This window comes from Paenibacillus fonticola DSM 21315 (assembly GCF_000381905.1).
GTDB lineage: Bacteria > Bacillota > Bacilli > Paenibacillales > Paenibacillaceae > Fontibacillus > Fontibacillus fonticola.
On the sequence record NZ_KB907248.1, the window covers coordinates 101,643 to 121,226 of the forward strand.

Here is a 19,584-nt window from a genome sequence, read left to right on the forward strand (position 1 = left end):
ATCCTCCTCGAACATGTATTTGCAATCGATTATTTCACGGCTCCCGCCGTTAGTCCACCAATGATTTTCTCACTGAGCAAAGAATAGATCACTATGGTTGGAATAATAGCGATAACCATTGCTGCAAACGCTACCGGATAATTCGCTGAAAAGGTCGTTAAAAAGAACCGGATCGCTACCTGAAGTGTTCTCGTCGCTTCGCTTTGGGTAAGCAAAGAGGCAAACAGCAGCTCATTCCAGGCTGTAATCATCAGGAAGATACTTGCCGTCGTCATCCCCGGATAAGAGACAGGCAGAATGACCTGAAAGAACGTCCGATGCACACTGGCCCCATCGATAAATGAAGCTTCAAGAATTTCATGCTGAATGGAGTCCATATACGTTTTTACGATTAGCACGCTTAGCGGAAGTGAAACCCCTGCATATACAAGAGCTACCCCCAGCAAAGTATCATACAATCCCAGCCAATTCACAATAAAATAATAGGGGACAATGAAAGCATTCGTTGGGATAAATATACCGAAAGTAATCAATAACAGCCAGCCCGATTTAAACTTGAAGGTGTACATGAAGGCATAAGATACTAATGTCGCGACAATCACCCCAAGCAACGTCGAGACGATGGCAATAAATATCGAATTGAAAAAATAGTGCGGGATCGGATGACTTGAAAGAACCGCCTCATAATTTTCAATCATCCATCTTTTTGGAAATGAGAAGGGGGCCGCAAACAGCTCCTGGTTTGTTTTGAACGACGCGAGAATCAACCATAGGAAAGGAACCATCGTCACAAGCAGGAAAAGCATTTTGAAACCAAAGCGCAACCACTTCATGCTTTCCCCCTCCTTTCTGTTAGACCCAGAGCCCCGAAGACAAGCAGCATAGCTACTGCCCCCATAAGTATAGCCATCAGCCCTGCTGACATGGAGATGCCGTAACGGTTCGCCGTGATCATTTCTCTATAAATATAAAGAGACATATTTATAGATGAATCTGCGGGTCCGCCCCCGGTCATCAGCAGCGGATATTCAAACATTTTCAAGCAAAATGCAGTATTGAAGATCACGTTAATCGCGATCGCGCCTTTAACCATAGGTATAGTAATATACCGGTCCTTCTGTACATTCGTTGCTCCATCTATTTCAGCTGCCTCATAAAGATCTGGCGAAATTGTCGTCATTTGCGTCAGGAAAATAACCATCGTGAAGCCAATGTAGAGCACAAAAGGGATCATATTAGCGAAAACAGCTGTTCCTGGATCACTTAACCAAGGATGTGCCCACGACTCCAATCCAACCGATTTGAACAGGTTGTTGACCAGCCCCAGGCTGACATGAAGTACAAAGTACCATAAGAAGGCAAGCGCGGTTGTAGAAATGACGTTTGGCAAGAAAAAGAGAACTCGGAACAGCTTCCAGCCTCTTGGCTTTCTAAATAAAAGCAATGCCATCAACAGCCCAAGCGGAGTATGAAGAAGTATGCCCGCCAATATCCACAGTGCGGTGTTGATCATTGCTGCTTTGAAAACAGGATCACCTAACAGGTAACGGAAGTTGTCGAAGGCGACAAAATTCATCGAACCGATACCGTTCCATTCCTGCACGCTTACATAGAGTAAAAATACTAAAGGAAATATAAAGAAAAGAGCCGTGAATAGTAAGGCTGGAGCCAAGTAAATATAAATCTGCCGCGAAGTCAACGTGTTTCAGCTCCTTTCGTCATAAAGGGGGGAACGCTCCCCCCTATGTGGATAGTTACTTATAAATTAGCGGCTTCCAGCTCTTTGGCGAACTCTTCTGGTGTAAATTTATCCAAGATTAAACCTTCAAGAAGGGAAGGGAGCTTGGAAGTAGCTGCCGGTTTAAGTATTCTAACGATATTTACAATACTTTCAGGCGCTTCGCTGTTCGTCTTGATGTATTGTCCGAGGATCGGTCCCGCTTCACTTACTTCTTCCTCGTTCAATTCCAGCCTCATCGATAATAGGATGCGGCCATCAATTGTAAATGTTTTTGAGCTTTCCTCGGAAGTCATAAATTTCAGAAACTGTACGACAGCCTCTTCTTTTTCAGGCGACGTTTGCTTAGCAGCAGACCAAGGGGTATGGGCATCGGTTACTGTAAAACCAGGTTGTACTTTGCCATCTCCGAATGTCGGGCTTGCTGCAATGCCTATGGAAGGAATCATCTCTTCTGAAATGGATCCGATGAGCCATGGCCCATCAATAATCATTGCCGTATTGCCAATGAGGAAGTTGTTGGAGCTGACCGAGTAATTTCCTCCCAGAGCATCTGGTGTCGTATATTCAAACATTTGCTTTAAATATTGGGCCGCTTGCGTCACTTCCGGCGTATCGAGGGATTGTCCTGGCTCAAACACACTTGTCCCGGCAATGCTTGCCGCCAAGTAGGTAAATAAATTGGTCGTATGCCATGCATCATCACTCGTCATAAGAGAAATCGGGGTAATTCCGGCTGATTTCAGCTGTTCACATACTTGAAAGAACTCGTCCCAGGTTGCGGGAAATGATTCAATGCCAGCTTGCGCAAACAGTTCTTTGTTATAGTAAAATAAGATGCCTGCTTTCTCGAACGGTATCGAGGTTAATTGCCCGTCCACCGTCATCGCCTGCAAGTCTTGTTCTGTAAACCGGGATTTCCACTCCTCATTCATAAAAGGATTGAAATCAAGCAGCTCCCCGGACTCTTGCCGGGACAGATCGTTGGGATTAAAATTGTAATTAAACAAGTCTGGTGTTTGTCCGGCTGCGATCATTGTTTTTACTTTTTGTTGCAGAGACGGCCAGTCGGCATTGATATCCAGCTTTACTTTAATGTTGCCTTCATTTTCTTGATTAAATTTCTCCACTACGGCATGCAGAGCTCTCCCGCGTTCCGTGTCGGTACTCCAGCTGCTGAGCATGGATAACTCTACTTGCTGCTTAGGAGCAGCACCGTTGCCGCCGCCAGTTGCGCTTTCCTTTGTATTGCCTGCACCACAGCCTGCAACGATAACAATTAGGACCAGTATCAGCGTTGCTTTCACATTCAGCCACTTTCTTTTCATATCCAAGGCCCTCCTCTAAATTCACTTTTTAATATATTTTCATCGTACGGTATAGTACTTAGAAACTACATTCAGTAAACTGTTCAGTTTGATATGAAAATCTATCCTATGATGATCTGTTTCTGCTTTCTAAATATTTTCCCAGTCCATAAATTCCTGCCGAGTAAATCCACCCTAACGTGCCCCAGATATCACCTTTGGCAATCATGCCTTCATCGATTCCCTGATTACAAATTCCGAACCCTTCCGGCTGCATGCCAAGGTCAGTAAATCCCATTAAATCGCCCGGATGTGAAAGCAACTGCTGTGTCCCTATGGAAATCCACTCCGCCATGGCGCAGAAAAACGCCTCTCCAGTCTCCTCGCCTACAAGATTCAGTTCTTCAATATGGAACAAAGTATAGATATCGACAACGCCGCCGCCCCAAATGGAGTTAATCCCCCCCGTTCCCACTGTTTGGAATTGGACTTTAGCCAGATCCGTTCCAGGGAGATGCGGCGCATTCCATAGATAGTTCCAAGTGACGAATAGTTTAGCCGCCTTGACCGAGCCTTGCAGGTAGCGCTTATCCCCCGTTAATTTATATAGGCCATAAAGAGCGGCCATCGCGTACTGCGATGCTTCTTTGTCGATCACATTAGGGTTGTCTAGTGTTCCGCCCAAGTAATGATCTTTGGAAACATAGGTGTTTAGAACGAAGTCTCCGGCCTTTTTAGCCGCATTGAAAAATAATTCCCCGTCTGCTTCAGACGCTTTACCTAATGCAATAAGGTATAGGATTGGGATTGAGCTCGCCGATTTCGCGGAAAACTCATCTTCTCCAAATCCATGGCCGTATTTCAAAGGCGTTCCATCCGGTTCGTATGCCCGGTACCATGAGCCGTCTTCGTTTTGATTTTCAAGTAAAAAACGCCCAAATTTCGTAGTGGTGTTCAGCCATGTAGGCTCCTCTATGTTTAGCGAGGCATACAATTGATAGATTTGCAGCAGATCGAAAGCGGGCTCCACCATCGTGCGCAAATAATTGCCCGGGATATTCCCGTGGGAAATATAATGCAATTTAGGGGCATCTATTTCGCCGAAAGAAGCAAATGGTTTATTTTTTTCAATATCAAATAAAGAATAAAGAAAGCCAGATGGTGTGGAAAGACGATCTACAAAAAATTGAGTTACCTTTCTTCCCCTCTCGACCCATTCCTTGCCGTCCAATTTTGCCAGCATATAAGCTGTATTGATTTGCCGTCCGGTAAACCCGTATTCTAAAATCCGAGTGTACGTCTCATGGGGAATATTGTTAAAAGATGTCCCAAATCCAGATGGCTGCGACATGTAGCCCTGTCTAGGTTCAAAGTGAAAAAAGAACCCGGCTCCCCCGTTATCCAACTCCCGATAGCTATTACGCAGCGATACTTTCCGGTATTCGATCGATTGATCAAGCGTAAAAGGCAGTTTTACCGGTTGTGGAGGATGAAGCTCTGCGTACGCTTGGAAGGCCGCATAAACGGCATCCGCGAACGTTTCTCCTTCACCGATGCGAAAATCATAGGATAAATCCATTTGAAAATTCGCACCCTCCAGCGGATAATATGCCGATACAGGAGTACCCTTGGCATTAAGGGAAACGCTTGTATCCCCTTCATAGTAAGGCCAAAACGCTTGAAGAACTAACTCATTATCGCCCTTGACACCATAACCGACCGATCCTACTTCCGTTTCCTGGAGATAAACACTTTCCTTTGCCTCTGTGCGCCTAGGTGCCAGCGTGGACTTTGGCAGGTTTTCACGTCCCAATGTGATTGAACGTCCATTCATAGGGCGGTACGCTAATATAAACGGATAAGTTAAACGATCCTCCATATATACTCGGTTTTTAGAAAACTTGTCTAGCGTACCCTGCTCGGAATAATGAGTAGCTGGGGCACAAAATCTCCATTCAGCACTTTCGGGACTTGGCAAGCTGCCTTGGAGCTGAAGCTGCAGTCCGCCATTTTTCACACCGGCTTGATAAGCCTCCGCCTTCACTTTGCGCTGAAGAACGACCCGATTTACCTCTGCGGTCCATTGATCTATAATTTCAAAACTGTATCCGGAGTGCTTCCATTGTGCTTTTGCCTGCCACACGTTAGGCTTCTCCTGATTCACATAGTTGTATTTCAAGCGAATGGAAGTCTGGTCTAAAAATTGCGCTTCAACTGGATAGTGAACCGTCATTGTATCCGTCTCACTGTTTCCCAAATCAATGACGGGGTAGTAGCCTTGATTTTCCTTAAAGATCATGCTCAACATGTATATCCACCTCACTCTGCAGTAATATCTTCAATGTAATAAAACCTGGCAGAATGGTCGATGCAATAAACTGGCCTTATGCTTACAATATTCTATCCATTGCTGGAAATAAAAAAAGCACCCGCAGGTGCTGTGTTTAGTTTCATTTACACTAAGTACCACACGAGGGCGCTGAAGTTTGTTCCTTCTGCAGAATATTGTATGGACTGGACGGTAAACCTTCTGTTCTCATACAACCAGTCATTGATCTCCTTCTCGAGATCACCAATATTTGTGTTGAAGAATGTTTTTACGCTATTTCTCTTCATCCTCCTCACCCCCCTCCATACTTCATCTTATTCGACATTCTCACCCCACAGGCCTGCCTGAATACAAAGATGTGCTAAATTGCTTGTTGCCCGGCAGGGATAAATTCTGCAGATTGCAGCAAAATAACTAGACGCTGGTAAACGAACGCATAATGGAGGATAGCTTTAAATGTTTAAATTAAACCGATTGTTCATTCTGATTCTGACATGGATCCTCGTCTTTCCCCTGATCCCGCAACCGTCGGCAGCTAGTCCAGCGGCCAAATTCAAGGACAGAGCTTACTATGAGGAGCGCGGCGATATTGTGTGGGAAGTCCCCACCGAGGACAAATGCATTGCCTTTACGTTCGATGACGGTCCGGACCATCGCCAAACGAAGCTAATTTTGGACGTGCTGGACCAGTATAACGCTAAGGCAACCTTCTTCGTAGTTGGAGAACGGGTAGAGAAATATCCTGAAATCGTTAAAATGCAGCTAGCCAGAGGCCATGAAGTCGGCAACCATTCTTACCGGCATCCATCGTTTCAAGGATTGAACAAAAGCACTATGCACAATGAGCTAAACAAAGCCCAGCGGGCTATCTTTCAGGCAACCGGCCATAAAGCCGTGCTTTTTCGCCCCCCTGGGGGATTTTACAATGAAACGCTCATCAACGTTTCCAAAGAGAACCATTTGAAGTTCATCCTTTGGTCCTGGCACCAGGATACGAAGGATTGGAGAGCCCCGGGCGTCAACAAAATCGTCAAGAAAGTACTCTCGAACGCACGCAACGGCGATATCGTTCTTATGCATGATTATGTGGCTAACAGCACACAAACCGCCGAAGCCCTTAAACAGATTTTGCCCGAACTGAAAAAACAGGGCTATGCCTTTGTGACCATATCCGAGCTGTTAACCCATAAGGCCGCACCCGATCATCAGTTGAGAAAGGTTATCCACTAATCACTTTAAAATTGTTATTACTTCCCGCTCCAGCACGAGGCAAGGCGGCAATTCGTTTGCCATCAATGCCTCCGACCTCGGCGTTGTGAGGACGAAGGTTGCACCAAGGTCTTAAGGCTAAGAGGAGAAGGGTTTCCCTTCTCCTCTGCTTTATTTTCGTTGTTTTATTATGCGATGTTATATATTATTTCCCATTGTGTGTTGTGTGTTGTGTTGTGTTCTGGCTGTGTGTTGTGTTCTGGCTGTGTGTTGTTTTCTAGCTTGTGTATTTTTCCGGCACCATCGATGCTTTAAAATTTATTTATTAAAAAATAAGTAATTGTGATTTAAATCACATGAATTGTGAAAAATATCACTTATAATAAAGACATCAAAGATGATCATCCACTAAACAAAACATTAAAAAAGAACATTACATTAAGGAGTGGTAATTATGTTTAACAACTTCCTCAGAACAAATAAATTTGCAATGTGGTTCCTGACCGCCATTCGGATCTATCTCGGCGTAGCATGGATGAAAGCAGGCTGGGGCAAAATTACAGGCGGATTTGATGCCGGGGGCTACCTGGCCGGAGCCATCGCCAAAAGTACCGGTGAAAATCCTGTAGTACAAGGTTGGTGGGGAGTATTCCTAGAAAATGTCGCACTGCCAGGCGTAGACATCTTCAACGTTCTCGTCCCTTATGGAGAGTTTCTAGTCGGAGTCGGCTTGATCCTCGGCACCTTCACTACTTTCGCAGCCTTAATGGGACTTGTAATGAACGCAGCGTTCCTCTTCTCGGGCACAGTGAGCACGAATGCACAAATGCTGCTGCTAGAAGTACTGGTCATCGCAGCTGCCGCCAACGCTGGAAAAATCGGACTCGACTACTATGTACTCCCATACATTCGCGGGCTATTTAACAAAAATAAAACGGCAGAAGCGAAGACAGAGACACCAGCAGGCAATCCCCGGTTAAAAGTTAACCATGGTGCTTAATCTAGCCTATCTCTAAAAAAAATACGGCTGTTCCTTTAAAGAGGAGCAGCCGTGTTTTTTTGTCCCCATTTCACTGGTTTAGAGAAGATCATCGAAGACACTGTTTTCCTCCTTCGTAGGATTAAAGCTTCCCCGCTCCCATACGAGCTGGAATAATTCCGGCGCGAAGTGCCAGGGCGGACCGCCATCCAGTTTGCCAAATACCCGTTCGATCGATAAAATCTGCGACTCGTGTGCTGCGAGTGCTTTGGCTTTCGTCTCCTGCAGCTCCTCTCCCTTCAGCGCCAATACAGAATCGGGCCCCTTTATCTTCGCGCTAAAGCTCCCCATCACGTTATAGTACAGCTTCTGGACTGAACTGCACGCCCCGCTGAATACCGCTTGATTTACCGCATGATGGATGGCGATATGATCAGGATGGCCGGAAATGCCGTCCGCCGGGAAAGTAACTACCACCTCGGCCTCATGCTTGTTCAGAAACGAAGCGATTTTATCGATGAGCACTTCCTGCTTCACTCCCCGCAGCCTGCCGTCCCCCAGATCCAGCTGCTCGATTTCCGCGATGCCCAAAATGTCCCCAGCCCGCAGCAGCTCCTGATCGCGAATCTCCGCCAGCTGCTCCGAGGTCATAGCTCCGAGCCTGCCGCTCTTCCCCGCTTCTCCCCTCGTTGCCGTCAGCAGCACAGCCTTATCACCGCTATTGGCAATCTGCCGAATCAGGAAAGAGCAGCCGAAGGTTTCGTCGTCGGGATGCGCATAAATAAAGCCAACCGTTCTATTCATAAGTCCGTCTCCTTTAATATCCTGTAGATTTCCGTTACTATACTTACTATACTTTAATATTGACTAAGTAGTTAAAATTCACTACAATGCAGAAGAATCCAATATAGATAGGTGATCATAATGAGCAAAAGCGCATACCGCGTGTTACTATATTATAAATTTACACACATCGAATCTCCAGAAGTATTTACCGCGGAGCATTTGCAGTACTGCAAAGACCTCGGGCTCAAAGGGCGCATCCTCATCGCTTCCGAAGGCATTAATGGAACGGTATCCGGAACGGTAGAACAAACGGAGAAATACATGCACGACCTGCGGTCCAACCCGTTGTTCCACGACATCGTCTTCAAAATCGATGAAACAGAAGGCCATGCCTTCAAAAAAATGTTCGTTCGCCACAAAGAAGAGCTGGTCACATTCCGTTACGAACATGAGCTTGACCCGAACAAAATCAGCGGCAAACGGCTGTCTCCTGCCGAATTCCACGAGCAATTGCAGCAGGAGGACGTCATCGTCATCGACGGCCGCAACGACTACGAATACGACATCGGCCATTTTCGCGGCGCCATCCGTCCGGAAGTAGAATCCTTCCGCGAGTTCCCGGAGTGGATTCGCGAGAACTTAAGTCAATATAAGGATAAGAAAATTTTAACTTATTGTACAGGAGGCATCCGCTGCGAGAAATTGACCGGCTTCCTGATGCATGAAGGCTTTGAGGACGTAGCCCAGTTGGAGGGCGGAATCGTTACTTACGGCAAAGATCCCGAAGTAAAGGGACATCTGTTCGACGGCAAATGCTACGTATTCGACGAGAGGATTTCCGTACCGATCAACCGTACCGACGAGGATATCGTTATTGCGAGCTGCTACCACTGCGGCGAAACGAATGACCGCTACATCAACTGCCCGGTCTGCAATCTCCAGCACGTTTGCTGCGAAACCTGCGAGGATGAGCATCACGGATTCTGCAGCAACGAATGTAAAGAAGCCGTAGTTGCTGTAAACAACGGCTAATGTCATTCTAGCAAGGAGTGTCATGATGAACCAAAGCAAAGAGCTGCCGACGAGAGAGCGGATTTTGCATATGATGAAAACGTCCGGCCCTCTCAGCGCCAAAGAAATTACAACCGAACTGCAAATTACAGAAATGGCCGTCCGGCGTCATTTAGGTACAATGGAACGCGACGGGCTGATCGAATCCAAAATGATCCGGCAAACGATGGGCAGGCCCACCTCGGTATTCGGGCTTACGGAACTGGCCGAGAGCCTGTTTCCGAAAAATTACCATTCACTAACCCTCGATCTGCTCGGCGAGCTTGAAAATGAGGTCGGCGAGGATACGATCAGGCGGCTATTCGAGAAACGCCGGGATAAGCTGAAGGTGCAGTACCAGAAGAGCATGGAAGGGATCCCCTTTGCCGATAAAGTAATGAAGCTAGCCCAAATTCAGAACGAGAACGGCTATATGACCGAATGCGAGCAAAATGAAAACGGGGATTTTGTGCTAAAGGAGCATAACTGTCCGATTTTGCAAATCGCGAACCGTTACAACCATGCCTGCGACTGTGAGTTAAGCTTGTTCAAGTCGCTGCTGAATACCGAAGTTAAACGGACGGAATGCCTGGCGCAAGACGGGAAAAGATGCATTTATATTATTTCCAATCGTCAGTAAGAAAACAGACAAGCAGTTATAAATAAAAAACCTTCGGTACTGCCGTTTTTCAGCGCCGAAGGTTTTATTTTGCCTGCGATTGGTTATGAATAAACAGGGAACGTTATTTTATTCTATATCGTCAAAAGCCCGAAGCTCCTCCTCGATCGTCTGCCTGATGAGCTGCACGCACTCTTCGATCGTCTTGGCAAATACCCGCTTGCCATTGACCATCGCATAAGGCCTTAGCCTGCAAAGCCCGCACAAGTTGAGGCAGTCGAGGCGGAGAACGGCTATCTCGGGATATTCTTCTTCCAGTTGCTCCAGCTCTACCGAGCTGAGCAGATTGCTATCGCATACTTCTACAACGACGATTCCCAAGCCCACCGTATGTCACCTCAAATGTACGTTATCGTTTCAGTTCAATAATTATGATCAACGTCCTACCATTTGTCAATACGAAATGCCTATTTAATATACTTAACATACATATAAGTTGACTAAGTGCCCGTAAGTATTTATAATGATCATTGTGAGAATTGAAAGAGGAACTACATATAAATTAGAGAGGATGATTTTAAATTATGGCACACCAATTACCTGCTCTACCTTACGCGAATAACGCGCTCGAACCACATATCGACGAACAAACGATGATGATTCACCATGATCGCCATCACAACACTTATGTAACAAACCTGAACGCGGCTCTGGAGTCCGCTCCTGAGCTTCAATCCAAATCTTTGGAAGACCTGATCGCCGATCTGGACAGCGTTCCTGAGAGCATCCGCACAGCCGTTCGCAACAACGGCGGCGGCCACGCCAACCACTCCCTGTTCTGGGAAACGATTGGACCAAACGGCGGCGGGCAGCCTTCCGGCAAGCTTGCTGACGCAATCAACAACGAGCTTGGCGGCTTCGACAAGTTCAAGGAAGATTTCACGAAAGCAGCTACGACTCGTTTCGGCAGCGGCTGGGCTTTCCTTGCGGTAGACAACGGCAAATTGTCCGTATACAGCCTGCCTAATCAGGATTCCCCAATTATGGAAGGCAAAACCCCAATCCTGGGTCTGGACGTTTGGGAGCACGCTTACTACTTGAAATACCAAAACAAACGCCCTGACTACATCGCCGCTTTCTTCAACGTCATCAACTGGTCTGAAGTTGAGAAACGTTATGAAGCAGCTCTAAGCAAATAATTTAGTTATTGCTAACACAAGACGGACATCTCTTCCCGAGATGTCCGTCTTTTTGTGATGTATTGTTGTATTTGTTGATGTTCTTCGTCACTTGTTGTGGTGTGTTTTTCCTTCTTGCAGTGGTGTGTGTTCGCATCTTGTTGTGGTGTTTCGCACCTTGTTGTATTTGCACATCTTGTTCTAATGTGTATTCGTATTATGCCCGCTTTACTATCCTCTGCACCGACTCGCGGACGATCAAAGTTGGCGCAATGCTCCAGCGGACTGCTTCCCGCGAGGGTCCGGACAACGACAGCAGCAGCTCCGCAGCCGCATCGCACATCAGTTCCTTCTCCACCCGCATCGTCGTCATATGCACCCCCGAGCTGCTGTCATACTGGAGATCGTCATATCCCGCAATAGAAATGTCTCCGGGCACGGAAATTTTTCGCTCCTGCAGCACCTCGGCCAAAATATAGGCAATGCGGTCATTGCCGCAGAAAAACGCACTTGGCAGCTTGCTCAATCCCGACAAAAAAGAGGATATTTCCTCAGCCGTATAATCGTAGCCTTCCGAAGACGTCAAGCAATGCTCGCCTTTAACCTCGCGCCCTCCGCCTTGCATCGCCTTCCAGTACCCTAGCCAGCGCTCTTCATGACTGGTCGTCAAATTGACAGGGCCGATGAACCCGATTTCGGTGTGCCCGCACTCAATGAGATAGGATACCGCTTTGTATGCTCCCTCCATGTTCGCTGAGGTGACGGCCGGACAAGGCAGATCCCGGTGGTAACAATCCATCATTACAAGCTTGACGTTCTGCTCCCACACATGGCGGGCATATTCCGGCAATGTAATCCCAAATAGAATGACTCCGCGATAAGAAATATCCGTAAACAAGCGAGGCAGCCTCAGCTGCTGCTCCGACTCGCGGTCAATTGGCGCAATGACAGCGTTGAAGCCTTGACGGCGGATGCTTTTCTCCAAGCCCCAAATCATGTCGTGATAAAATTGAAAATGATCGTTGTCCTGATAGCTCATAATCCGCTCGGGCACGAGCACGAGAATATTGGATTCGCCGTTGTCACTTACGGCGTACGGGCCATACCCCATTTCCTTGGCGGTATGGATAATACGGCTGCGCAATTCGTCACTGACGCCCTTCTTGTTCGTCAACGCTAGCGAAACAGCATTTTTAGAAATTTCCAGCTTGTCGGCGATATCCTGCATTGAAATTTTCTTTCTGCGGGTCATTCTTTTCAATCCTCTCAAAACATGTTAAACTTAGCCTAAATATACTTGACAGAATTTACTTTTGTCAAGTTTGTAAAGTAAAATAAACATAGAATATCAGGAGGTATTCAACTTGGATGTTAAATATGCCTTAGGCATCGATATCGGCGGAACCAAAACCGCGATCGGAATCGTAGATTCCATGGGGACAATTTTAGCTAAAATGTCTCTGCCCACGGATTTATCCATAGATCCGCGCATAATGATCAGCCGTACCGCTGACGCTGCAAAGCAGCTGCTGGCGGACCAGCATTTAACGGAAGCGCAAATCGCCGGCATCGGGGTGGGCGCCCCCGGTCCTCTGAATACAAAGACAGGTCATATCGTGAAGCCGCCAAATATGACCGCATGGCATGACTTCCCTTTAATGGACGCGCTAAAGAGCCACTTTAGCCTGCCTATTATTTTCGAGAATGACGCAACAGCGGCAGCCCTGGCTGAGAAATGGCAAGGCGCCGCCCAAGAGTGCGAGCATTTCATCTTTATTACGATCAGCACGGGCATTGGCGCCGGCATTTACTCTCATGGTAAGCTAATTACGGGCGCCACGGGTAATGCCGGAGACGTCGGTCATTTGGTCATCGATCCGTCAGCTGGAGATTGTGTGTGCGGTCAACAGGGCTGCTGGGAGTTTATCGCTTCCGGGACAGCCATAGCCAGACAAGCTTCCCGGCTGCTTGACAGAGACGTCACCTCCAAAGAGGTGTTCGATCTCGCCCAGGAGGGGCATGCTGAAATGAAGCGCCTTGTTGACCAGGTGTTCCGCTATATCGGCATGGGCTGCGTCACGCTGATCAACACCTTGGATCCGGAAAAAGTCGTCATTGGCGGCGGGGTATCCCAAGTTGGCGACCCGCTATTTCACGCTGTGCGGGATTACGTCAAAGCTTGCGCATTAAATCCTTCCGGACAAAACACCCCGATTGTGCCAGCTGCCTTAAATCAGGATGCAGGCTTGATCGGAGCGGCGGCATTAATCCATATGGAATATTAATACAAACTGTAGAGAGCAATCAGTATGAAAGGGAGTCATTGTATGAATCAACAGCCTATTTTTTTGGAACCGGTATTTCAAGAGCGTATTTGGGGCGGAAGCAAACTGGCCGAACTGTTCGGCTATCATATACCGAACGCTAAAACAGGGGAATGCTGGGCCGTCTCCGCGCACCCAAACGGACAAAGTGTCGTGAAAAACGGAGCCTGCCAAGGAATGTCCTTGGGCGAGCTCTGGTCCTCGCATCAGGAATTGTTCAACTCGTCCTCTCCGGTGTTCCCGCTGCTGACGAAAATTTTGGATGCCTCAGATGACTTATCCGTCCAAGTGCACCCGAACGATGAATATGCAGAAGAGCATGAGAATGGTGAGCTGGGTAAAACCGAATGCTGGTATATCATTGACGCTGAGCCGGGTGCAGAGATCATTTACGGTCATGAGGCCAAATCCAAGGAACAGCTCATCGCGTGGATCGAGGAAGGGAACTGGGGCGATCTTCTTACCAGGGTGCAGGTTAAGCCAGGGGATTTTTTCTATGTGCCTAGCGGTACGATCCATGCGCTTGGCAAAGGGATTGTCGTGCTGGAGACACAGCAGAGCTCTGATACGACGTATCGTGTTTACGACTATGGTCGCAAGGATGACGCCGGCAACACGCGTGAGCTCCATCTGGACAAAGCGATCGACGTTACGACCATTCCGCAAACGTATGAGCCGGAGAACTATAACACCGAAACAAACAGAGGCCTGACGGTTACTTCTTTCGTATCCAATGCGTTTTTCACAGTACAAAAGTGGGATATCGATGGCCAGGCAAGCATCACGGCACGTGAAAAATATACGATTTGCAGCGTCATTGACGGTAAAGGCCAATTGACCATTGGCGGCCATTCGTACCCGCTGAGCAAAGGGGATCATTTCATTCTTCCCGTCTCCTTTGGCCCTTACGAACTAAGCGGCTCAATGAGCCTGATCATTTCCTCCGAATAGCATAAAACAAAAATAAGGTTGCCTCAGGATGTCATCATTTAAATGACGACCGGGTAACCTTATTTTTATAGAAAATCAAAATAAAAGAAATCTAGCTCTGCAAATAACGTTCACGAATGATTTTAAAATGATGGATCGCATGACCGGCGATAATAAACACCAGTGCCCGTGCTGAGACAGGACCGCCATTTGCGTTGCCGATCCGCTGCCAGTCCTCCTCATCCAACTGCCGGACAAGCGATAAGGTTGAATTCCTTACGGCCGCGAAGTCTTTAAGCAACTGTACTATCGATAATCGGTCAAAGTGCCCGTGCCGGACGAACAGTTCTTCATCAAAGCCTGAGAGCGGCGTACAGTCCCCTCTGCCGATTCGCAGCAGCCGGTAACTCATGATCCGCTCCGTATCGTTAATATGCCCCAGCACTTCCTTCAGGCTCCACTTGCCATCGGCATATTTATAATTGCCATTCTCCTCAGAGAGAGTTCCCAGCTTAAGCATAGCTTCCTCGGGCTGGAATTCAAGCAGGGATAATAACTGGCCATCAGGCACCTTATGAATATAGCCTTCAAAATAATCTGGATACTCTCCCGGTCCTGGCTTAGAAACGATCATAGCTCTTCCCCCAAATGAATAATTTAATCCTCCCACAGCTCATCCATTAACGACTTTATATGTTTGCTTCGCTGCTCGGTCTGCTGAACATCTACATTCCATTGACTCCCGTTCCATATTACAACATCCCCGGTCTTTGCACTGGCGTGTACGAGGCTGCGCAGTACGTCTGTCGTCTTGCCGTCAATTTCAATGATACAGTAGTCGCCTTCAAAGCCTTCAATGATTCCTGTCCTCATCCAGCTCACCTTTCGGTCATAATTTGGTATGACTGACCATCCGAAGCAATTTCTACAGTACCGTGCAAATCATTCCGGTATACTTCAATTCCCAGCTTGCCAAGACGCTCCAGCACCGTCGGAGTAGGATGACCATAGTTGTTGTCACCCACCTGTATGACAGCATATTGCGGGGAGACTTTCTGTAGAAAGCCTAGCGTTGATGACGATTTGGAGCCATGATGTCCAACCAGCAGTACATCCGCTTGCACATCCGCTCCCGAATCTAGCATATCCGCCTCACTTTCACGCTCGGCATCGCCTGTCAGCAGGAAGGACGTATCGCCATAAACCACTTTAACGATTGCGCTCATGTTGTTGCTGCTCTCATAGGTTCGCACAGGTCCGAGCATCGTGACCTCCACTTCCTCATCCCAATCGAGCACCAGCCCGGATTTCGCCGTTTTCACTTTCAGTCCTTTATTCTTGATTGACTGCAGTAAAGATTCAAATGTCTTCGTATTCGCTTGAATACGGGGCATATAAATTTCGCCGGCATCGACATGATCGATCACCCGATCCAGCCCGCCAGTGTGATCCGCGTCCGGATGCGTGCCAATGACAATATCCAAGTAGTCGATTCCATACAGCTTCAAGTAATCGAGCATGGCCTGTTCCTGATCGTTATTTCCTGCATCAATAAGCATCGTCTTCCCGGACGGGCTAATCAGCAGTTGAGACGCTCCCTGGCCAACGTCCAAAAAAATGACGCGCAATCGATCTGAATGCATGGCAGACATACTGTCCGACTTGGTAGAATTGCTTGACTTGCTGGAGCCAGATTCAAAATCCCATTCAAAATGATAGCCGGCTAATAACATTAATATTACGATAACATTCACTAGAGTAATTAAGGCTGCTTTAGGTTTGCGTTTCTTCATCGATGTATAATTATCCTTTTCATATGTCTCTATGTTTTTTAAACACCACAAATTAGAACGTTTGTTCCTCCAATTATATAAGATGAGCTAACCAGAATCAACCATTAGCTTTTTTTAGTGAAGAAAAAGGACTCTCCTTCGCCGTCCTTAAAGCCAGCTTTGGAGAGTCCCTTAATTGGAGTTTGGAATACAGGATTGTTATTGTTTCATTAAAGCATAAATTATTCTATTTAACCGTAACGGATATCGTCACCGTCTTGCCGCCGAATTTCCCTTTAATCGACGTCGTACCTTTACCTACCGCCTCAATTTTCCCGGCAGTCACTTTGGCTACGGACGGCTTAGAGCTTGTCCATTCCGCGCTTCCGGTCACCGCTGATTTCATGCCTGTGTCGTATTCAGCTGTCACGACGACGGTTTTGCTCGCTCCGGGAGCCAGCGTAAATTTCTTCTCGTTAACCGTCAGCTTTGTCAGCTTAGGTACGACCTTCACATTGACGGTAGCGCTATGGCCTTGATATGCCCCGGTTAATGTAGCCGTTCCTTCCGCTACCGCTTTTACTGAAGTTGAGCTGATCGTTGCCACATTCGTATTCGATGACTGCCAATTCATTTTCGAGGATAAATTAACCGTCTGCCCGTTCGTATAATATCCGGTTACTTTAATGGCCTTCGATTTTTTAATGTTGAGCTCAATATTTTGCGGATCTACGACTATTTTCGTAATTTTCTGCTCAACCGTCATAGGAATGCTGATCGTATGGTTCGAATAGGTTCCTTTCAGCGTTGCCGATCCTTTAGTCAGCCCTTTGATAGTTTTGCCGTCGGCAGAATCTTTGAGGACTGCATTACTGTTGGAAATCGTCCAGGTGATTTGGCTGGAAATATTGTCTTCTTCATTCCCGTCCTGCCACACAACAGTAACCTTTGGAATCGGACTTTCTTCCCCAACGACTAAGTTAAGCTTCTCTTCTTCACTAAGAAGAGCAAGTACTTTTTCCTTAATCGTCACCTGCACTTCAACCGAACTGCTGCGTATTGGCGATGCAGTGCTTGCTGTCACTTTTGACTCCGGCAGCTTGGCAGTAATAATGATTGTTCCCGCTTCATTTGCTACAATTTTGCCATTTTCAATTTTGGCAACCTCTTCATTGCTCGAAGACCATTCGACTTCTTTGCTGATGTCAATTTCCTCATTATCCAGCTTCGTGGCCGTTATCTTCGGCAGGCTGAGCGACTCGCCTTTAAACAACTCAAGCTCATTCTTTTCAGCCTCGAACTTCGTAATCGTAGGATGAACGGTAACCTTTATACTTTTACTAATGCCTAAATAACTTACTTTAATCGTAGATGTTCCCAACGCCTTCGGATAAATGACGCCCTTGTCTACCGTCACAGCCAATGGGTTGGAAGACGTCCATTCGGCATTCATTGTAACATCATCCGTCAAATTGGCACCGCTTCTTACTTCTGCAGCAGCTTCAAGCCTCTCACCGATATATAGGGCTTGATCGGATGACGGGTTGAGCAGAATGACTTCATGGGGCGTACGTACATACACATCCACTTCACCCTTTGCCCCCAAATATTGGGCAGTGATCGTCGTTTTACCGACAGAGATCACTTTGATTTTGCCGCCCTCTACCGTTGCAACGCCTTTATCCGAGGACGACCATTCGGCCTGATCAGATACGTCCAGAACGGATTGATCATTGGCAGCTTTAGAATTGGCCTTCAGCGTAAATTCATTATCGCCTACGACTAATTCAATATCTTCAACCGGATCATTATTCGCATTGACAAGAGTTAATTCAGAATAGGGAGATGTTACCGTCGCCTCGAAGGAAGCTGTTAAGCCCTCATACTTCGCCGTAATCGTCGCTTTCCCTTCGCCTACAAGCGTTATTTTCCCTTTGCTGATCGTAAGCACGGACCCGTTGGAGGATGACCACTGGGCATCTTCCGTAATGTCGGCCAGCGTTCCACTCGTATTCTCGATGACGGCCTGGGCTTTAACATACAAATCCGCCTCATCCGCTCCAAGCTTATATTTACCTTTCAGCGAATACTCCAAGGTCAAATTTTTATACGTATCGTTAGCTCTGACCTCGATTGAATCCATCTGAGCGTCATTATAAACTGCCGTAATTCTAGCAGTTCCGCTCTTTAATGGCGTGATCAGCCCATTATCAACTTTAATAATTTCAGGCTGATCCGATGACCAGCTAACCGCCCGCGTGATGTCCCTCTTCACGGAAGAACCCTCTACAGTAGCCCATACCTTTAACTGCTTGGACCCTTTGCCTACCGTCACATCCAGCGTTGTGCCAGAGCCCTCAATATCAATCGACACGACATCGCCGGAGGCGGCAAAGACGCTAGTTGGAAATACTGCGGCAATGAGCAGCACCATGATGAGGAGCCACTTCGTCATTTTCCTGTTCGGAATCATCCATTTCTCTCCTTCGTTGTCATTTGTAGCCAGATTCTCTAATCTAGCTCTACTGAAATTATATCGACATCTAGGATTAATTTCGTAACCTTTCCCCATAAAAATAATCCCTTTGTCCTACTTTCATATCATTTCTGGATATTTATGGAATCCCAATTGATCGGCGGTTCTTCCAGCGCCTTGAAAAATGCATTCGCCCTGGAAAACGGCTGACTGCCAAAAAAGCCTCTTCTCGCTGCCAGCGGACTCGGATGGGCTGATTCAATGACCAAGTGACGGGTCGTATGAATTTTCGCGCCCTTTTTCTGGGCATGGCTGCCCCACAAAATGAAAACCACCGGCTCTTCCCTTTCGTTCAACGCCTCCACAACTGCATCCGTAAACTGCTCCCAGCCTTTACCCTGATGGGATCCAGGCAGCCCTTCGCGTACGGTCAGCACCGTATTCAGCAGCAAGACGCCCTCCTCGGCCCATGAAGTCAAAGTCCCCCCTGCCGGAATGGATATATCCAGATCGCTGGACAGCTCTTTGTAGATGTTCCGCAGCGATCGCGGAACCTTTACACCTGGCAGCACGGAGAAGCTTAAGCCATGCGCCTGCCCCGCGCCATGATAGGGATCCTGCCCTAAAATGACCACTCTCGTCCCGCTATAGCTCGTCAGCTTCAATGCCTGGAACAAATATTCACGCGGCGGGAATATTACATGCTCCCTGTATTCCTCATCCAGCCAATTCATCAGCTCATGGAAATACGGCTTGTCCGTTTCCGCCGCAAGCACCTGATCCCAATCGTTACCGAATATCCCCTTGCTCATGCTGTCTCTCCCTTTCTTTCTTGCAGAAATAAAATATCGTTAATAATTATGATTAATTTTAACACAAATCGTATA

The 19,584-nt window shown here is 47.2% G+C and carries 20 protein-coding genes; 7 read left to right on the forward strand and 13 right to left on the reverse strand.

The features are described from left to right. Window positions 1-29 precede the first annotated feature (29 nt). The 5 genes from G358_RS0105335 to G358_RS32920 all read right to left on the reverse strand — a co-directional run bounded on the left by G358_RS0105335 (window position 30) and on the right by G358_RS32920 (window position 5,661). Window positions 30-833: a carbohydrate ABC transporter permease gene (locus G358_RS0105335; protein ID WP_019636167.1), complete on the reverse strand. Its 804-nt coding sequence runs from the start codon at window positions 831-833 to the stop codon at window positions 30-32. Next, window positions 830-1,699, reverse strand: a complete 870-nt coding sequence (locus G358_RS0105340; RefSeq protein WP_019636168.1) for a carbohydrate ABC transporter permease — start codon at window positions 1,697-1,699, stop codon at window positions 830-832. Before G358_RS0105340 ends, G358_RS0105335 begins: the two co-directional genes overlap by 4 nt. A gap of 59 nt (window positions 1,700-1,758) precedes the next feature. Beyond that, complete coding sequence (locus G358_RS0105345) at window positions 1,759-3,066, reverse strand: ABC transporter substrate-binding protein (protein ID WP_019636169.1); 1,308 nt, start codon at window positions 3,064-3,066, stop codon at window positions 1,759-1,761. A 106-nt stretch (window positions 3,067-3,172) separates the two neighbouring features. Beyond that, entirely contained in the window at window positions 3,173-5,353 is a 2,181-nt protein-coding gene (locus tag G358_RS0105350) for a hypothetical protein (RefSeq protein WP_019636170.1), read from the reverse strand. A gap of 146 nt (window positions 5,354-5,499) precedes the next feature. Next, window positions 5,500-5,661: a hypothetical protein gene (locus tag G358_RS32920; protein ID WP_019636171.1), complete on the reverse strand. Its 162-nt coding sequence runs from the start codon at window positions 5,659-5,661 to the stop codon at window positions 5,500-5,502. Window positions 5,662-5,830: 169 nt separating this feature from the next. Between G358_RS32920 and G358_RS0105360 the strand changes: the two genes are divergently transcribed. Further along, the gene (locus tag G358_RS0105360; protein ID WP_019636172.1) at window positions 5,831-6,604 is read left to right on the forward strand and encodes a polysaccharide deacetylase family protein; all 774 of its coding nucleotides are present in this window, start codon (window positions 5,831-5,833) and stop codon (window positions 6,602-6,604) included. Between the two features lie 433 nt (window positions 6,605-7,037). Next, on the forward strand, window positions 7,038-7,583 hold the full coding sequence (locus G358_RS0105365) for a DoxX family protein (protein ID WP_019636173.1): 546 nt from the start codon (window positions 7,038-7,040) through the stop codon (window positions 7,581-7,583). A 78-nt stretch (window positions 7,584-7,661) separates the two neighbouring features. Here G358_RS0105365 and G358_RS0105370 read toward each other — a convergent pair whose 3' ends face one another. Next, a complete protein-coding gene (locus G358_RS0105370) occupies window positions 7,662-8,366 on the reverse strand; it encodes a PIG-L deacetylase family protein (RefSeq protein WP_019636174.1) in 705 nt (234 codons plus the stop codon). Between the two features lie 120 nt (window positions 8,367-8,486). Here G358_RS0105370 and trhO point away from each other — a divergent pair, with 120 nt between their 5' ends. Continuing rightward, window positions 8,487-9,380 carry an oxygen-dependent tRNA uridine(34) hydroxylase TrhO gene (trhO, locus tag G358_RS0105375; RefSeq protein ID WP_019636175.1) on the forward strand — a complete coding sequence of 298 codons (894 nt, stop codon included), beginning with the start codon at window positions 8,487-8,489 and terminating at the stop codon, window positions 9,378-9,380. Window positions 9,381-9,405: 25 nt separating this feature from the next. Further along, the gene (locus tag G358_RS0105380; protein WP_019636176.1) at window positions 9,406-10,038 is read left to right on the forward strand and encodes a helix-turn-helix transcriptional regulator; all 633 of its coding nucleotides are present in this window, start codon (window positions 9,406-9,408) and stop codon (window positions 10,036-10,038) included. A 108-nt stretch (window positions 10,039-10,146) separates the two neighbouring features. Here G358_RS0105380 and G358_RS0105385 read toward each other — a convergent pair whose 3' ends face one another. Then, window positions 10,147-10,404 carry a YuzB family protein gene (locus tag G358_RS0105385; RefSeq protein WP_019636177.1) on the reverse strand — a complete coding sequence of 86 codons (258 nt, stop codon included), beginning with the start codon at window positions 10,402-10,404 and terminating at the stop codon, window positions 10,147-10,149. A gap of 197 nt (window positions 10,405-10,601) precedes the next feature. Between G358_RS0105385 and G358_RS0105390 the strand changes: the two genes are divergently transcribed. After that, entirely contained in the window at window positions 10,602-11,216 is a 615-nt protein-coding gene (locus G358_RS0105390) for a superoxide dismutase (protein ID WP_019636178.1), read from the forward strand. A 196-nt stretch (window positions 11,217-11,412) separates the two neighbouring features. Here the strand turns inward: G358_RS0105390 and G358_RS0105395 are convergent, their stop codons facing one another. Continuing rightward, window positions 11,413-12,447 carry a LacI family DNA-binding transcriptional regulator gene (locus G358_RS0105395; RefSeq protein ID WP_019636179.1) on the reverse strand — a complete coding sequence of 345 codons (1,035 nt, stop codon included), beginning with the start codon at window positions 12,445-12,447 and terminating at the stop codon, window positions 11,413-11,415. A gap of 112 nt (window positions 12,448-12,559) precedes the next feature. Between G358_RS0105395 and G358_RS0105400 the strand changes: the two genes are divergently transcribed. Next, window positions 12,560-13,480 (forward strand): ROK family protein, encoded by a 921-nt coding sequence (locus G358_RS0105400; protein ID WP_019636180.1) that lies wholly within the window; start codon window positions 12,560-12,562, stop codon window positions 13,478-13,480. Window positions 13,481-13,522: 42 nt separating this feature from the next. After that, a complete protein-coding gene (gene manA / locus G358_RS0105405; protein ID WP_019636181.1) occupies window positions 13,523-14,470 on the forward strand; it encodes a mannose-6-phosphate isomerase, class I in 948 nt (315 codons plus the stop codon). Window positions 14,471-14,561: 91 nt separating this feature from the next. On the opposite strand, the gene G358_RS0105410 is transcribed toward manA, so the two are convergent. From G358_RS0105410 to G358_RS0105430, 5 genes are all read right to left on the reverse strand, one after another. Beyond that, the gene (locus G358_RS0105410; protein ID WP_019636182.1) at window positions 14,562-15,083 is read right to left on the reverse strand and encodes a DinB family protein; all 522 of its coding nucleotides are present in this window, start codon (window positions 15,081-15,083) and stop codon (window positions 14,562-14,564) included. Window positions 15,084-15,106: 23 nt separating this feature from the next. Further along, window positions 15,107-15,322, reverse strand: a complete 216-nt coding sequence (locus tag G358_RS0105415; protein ID WP_019636183.1) for a DUF3006 domain-containing protein — start codon at window positions 15,320-15,322, stop codon at window positions 15,107-15,109. A gap of 5 nt (window positions 15,323-15,327) precedes the next feature. Then, window positions 15,328-16,242 (reverse strand): ComEC/Rec2 family competence protein, encoded by a 915-nt coding sequence (locus G358_RS0105420; RefSeq protein ID WP_157274268.1) that lies wholly within the window; start codon window positions 16,240-16,242, stop codon window positions 15,328-15,330. A 226-nt stretch (window positions 16,243-16,468) separates the two neighbouring features. Continuing rightward, the gene (locus G358_RS0105425; RefSeq protein WP_019636185.1) at window positions 16,469-18,694 is read right to left on the reverse strand and encodes an Ig-like domain-containing protein; all 2,226 of its coding nucleotides are present in this window, start codon (window positions 18,692-18,694) and stop codon (window positions 16,469-16,471) included. Window positions 18,695-18,822: 128 nt separating this feature from the next. Then, the gene (locus tag G358_RS0105430; RefSeq protein WP_026342077.1) at window positions 18,823-19,497 is read right to left on the reverse strand and encodes a uracil-DNA glycosylase; all 675 of its coding nucleotides are present in this window, start codon (window positions 19,495-19,497) and stop codon (window positions 18,823-18,825) included. Between the last annotated feature and the right edge of the window lie 87 nt (window positions 19,498-19,584).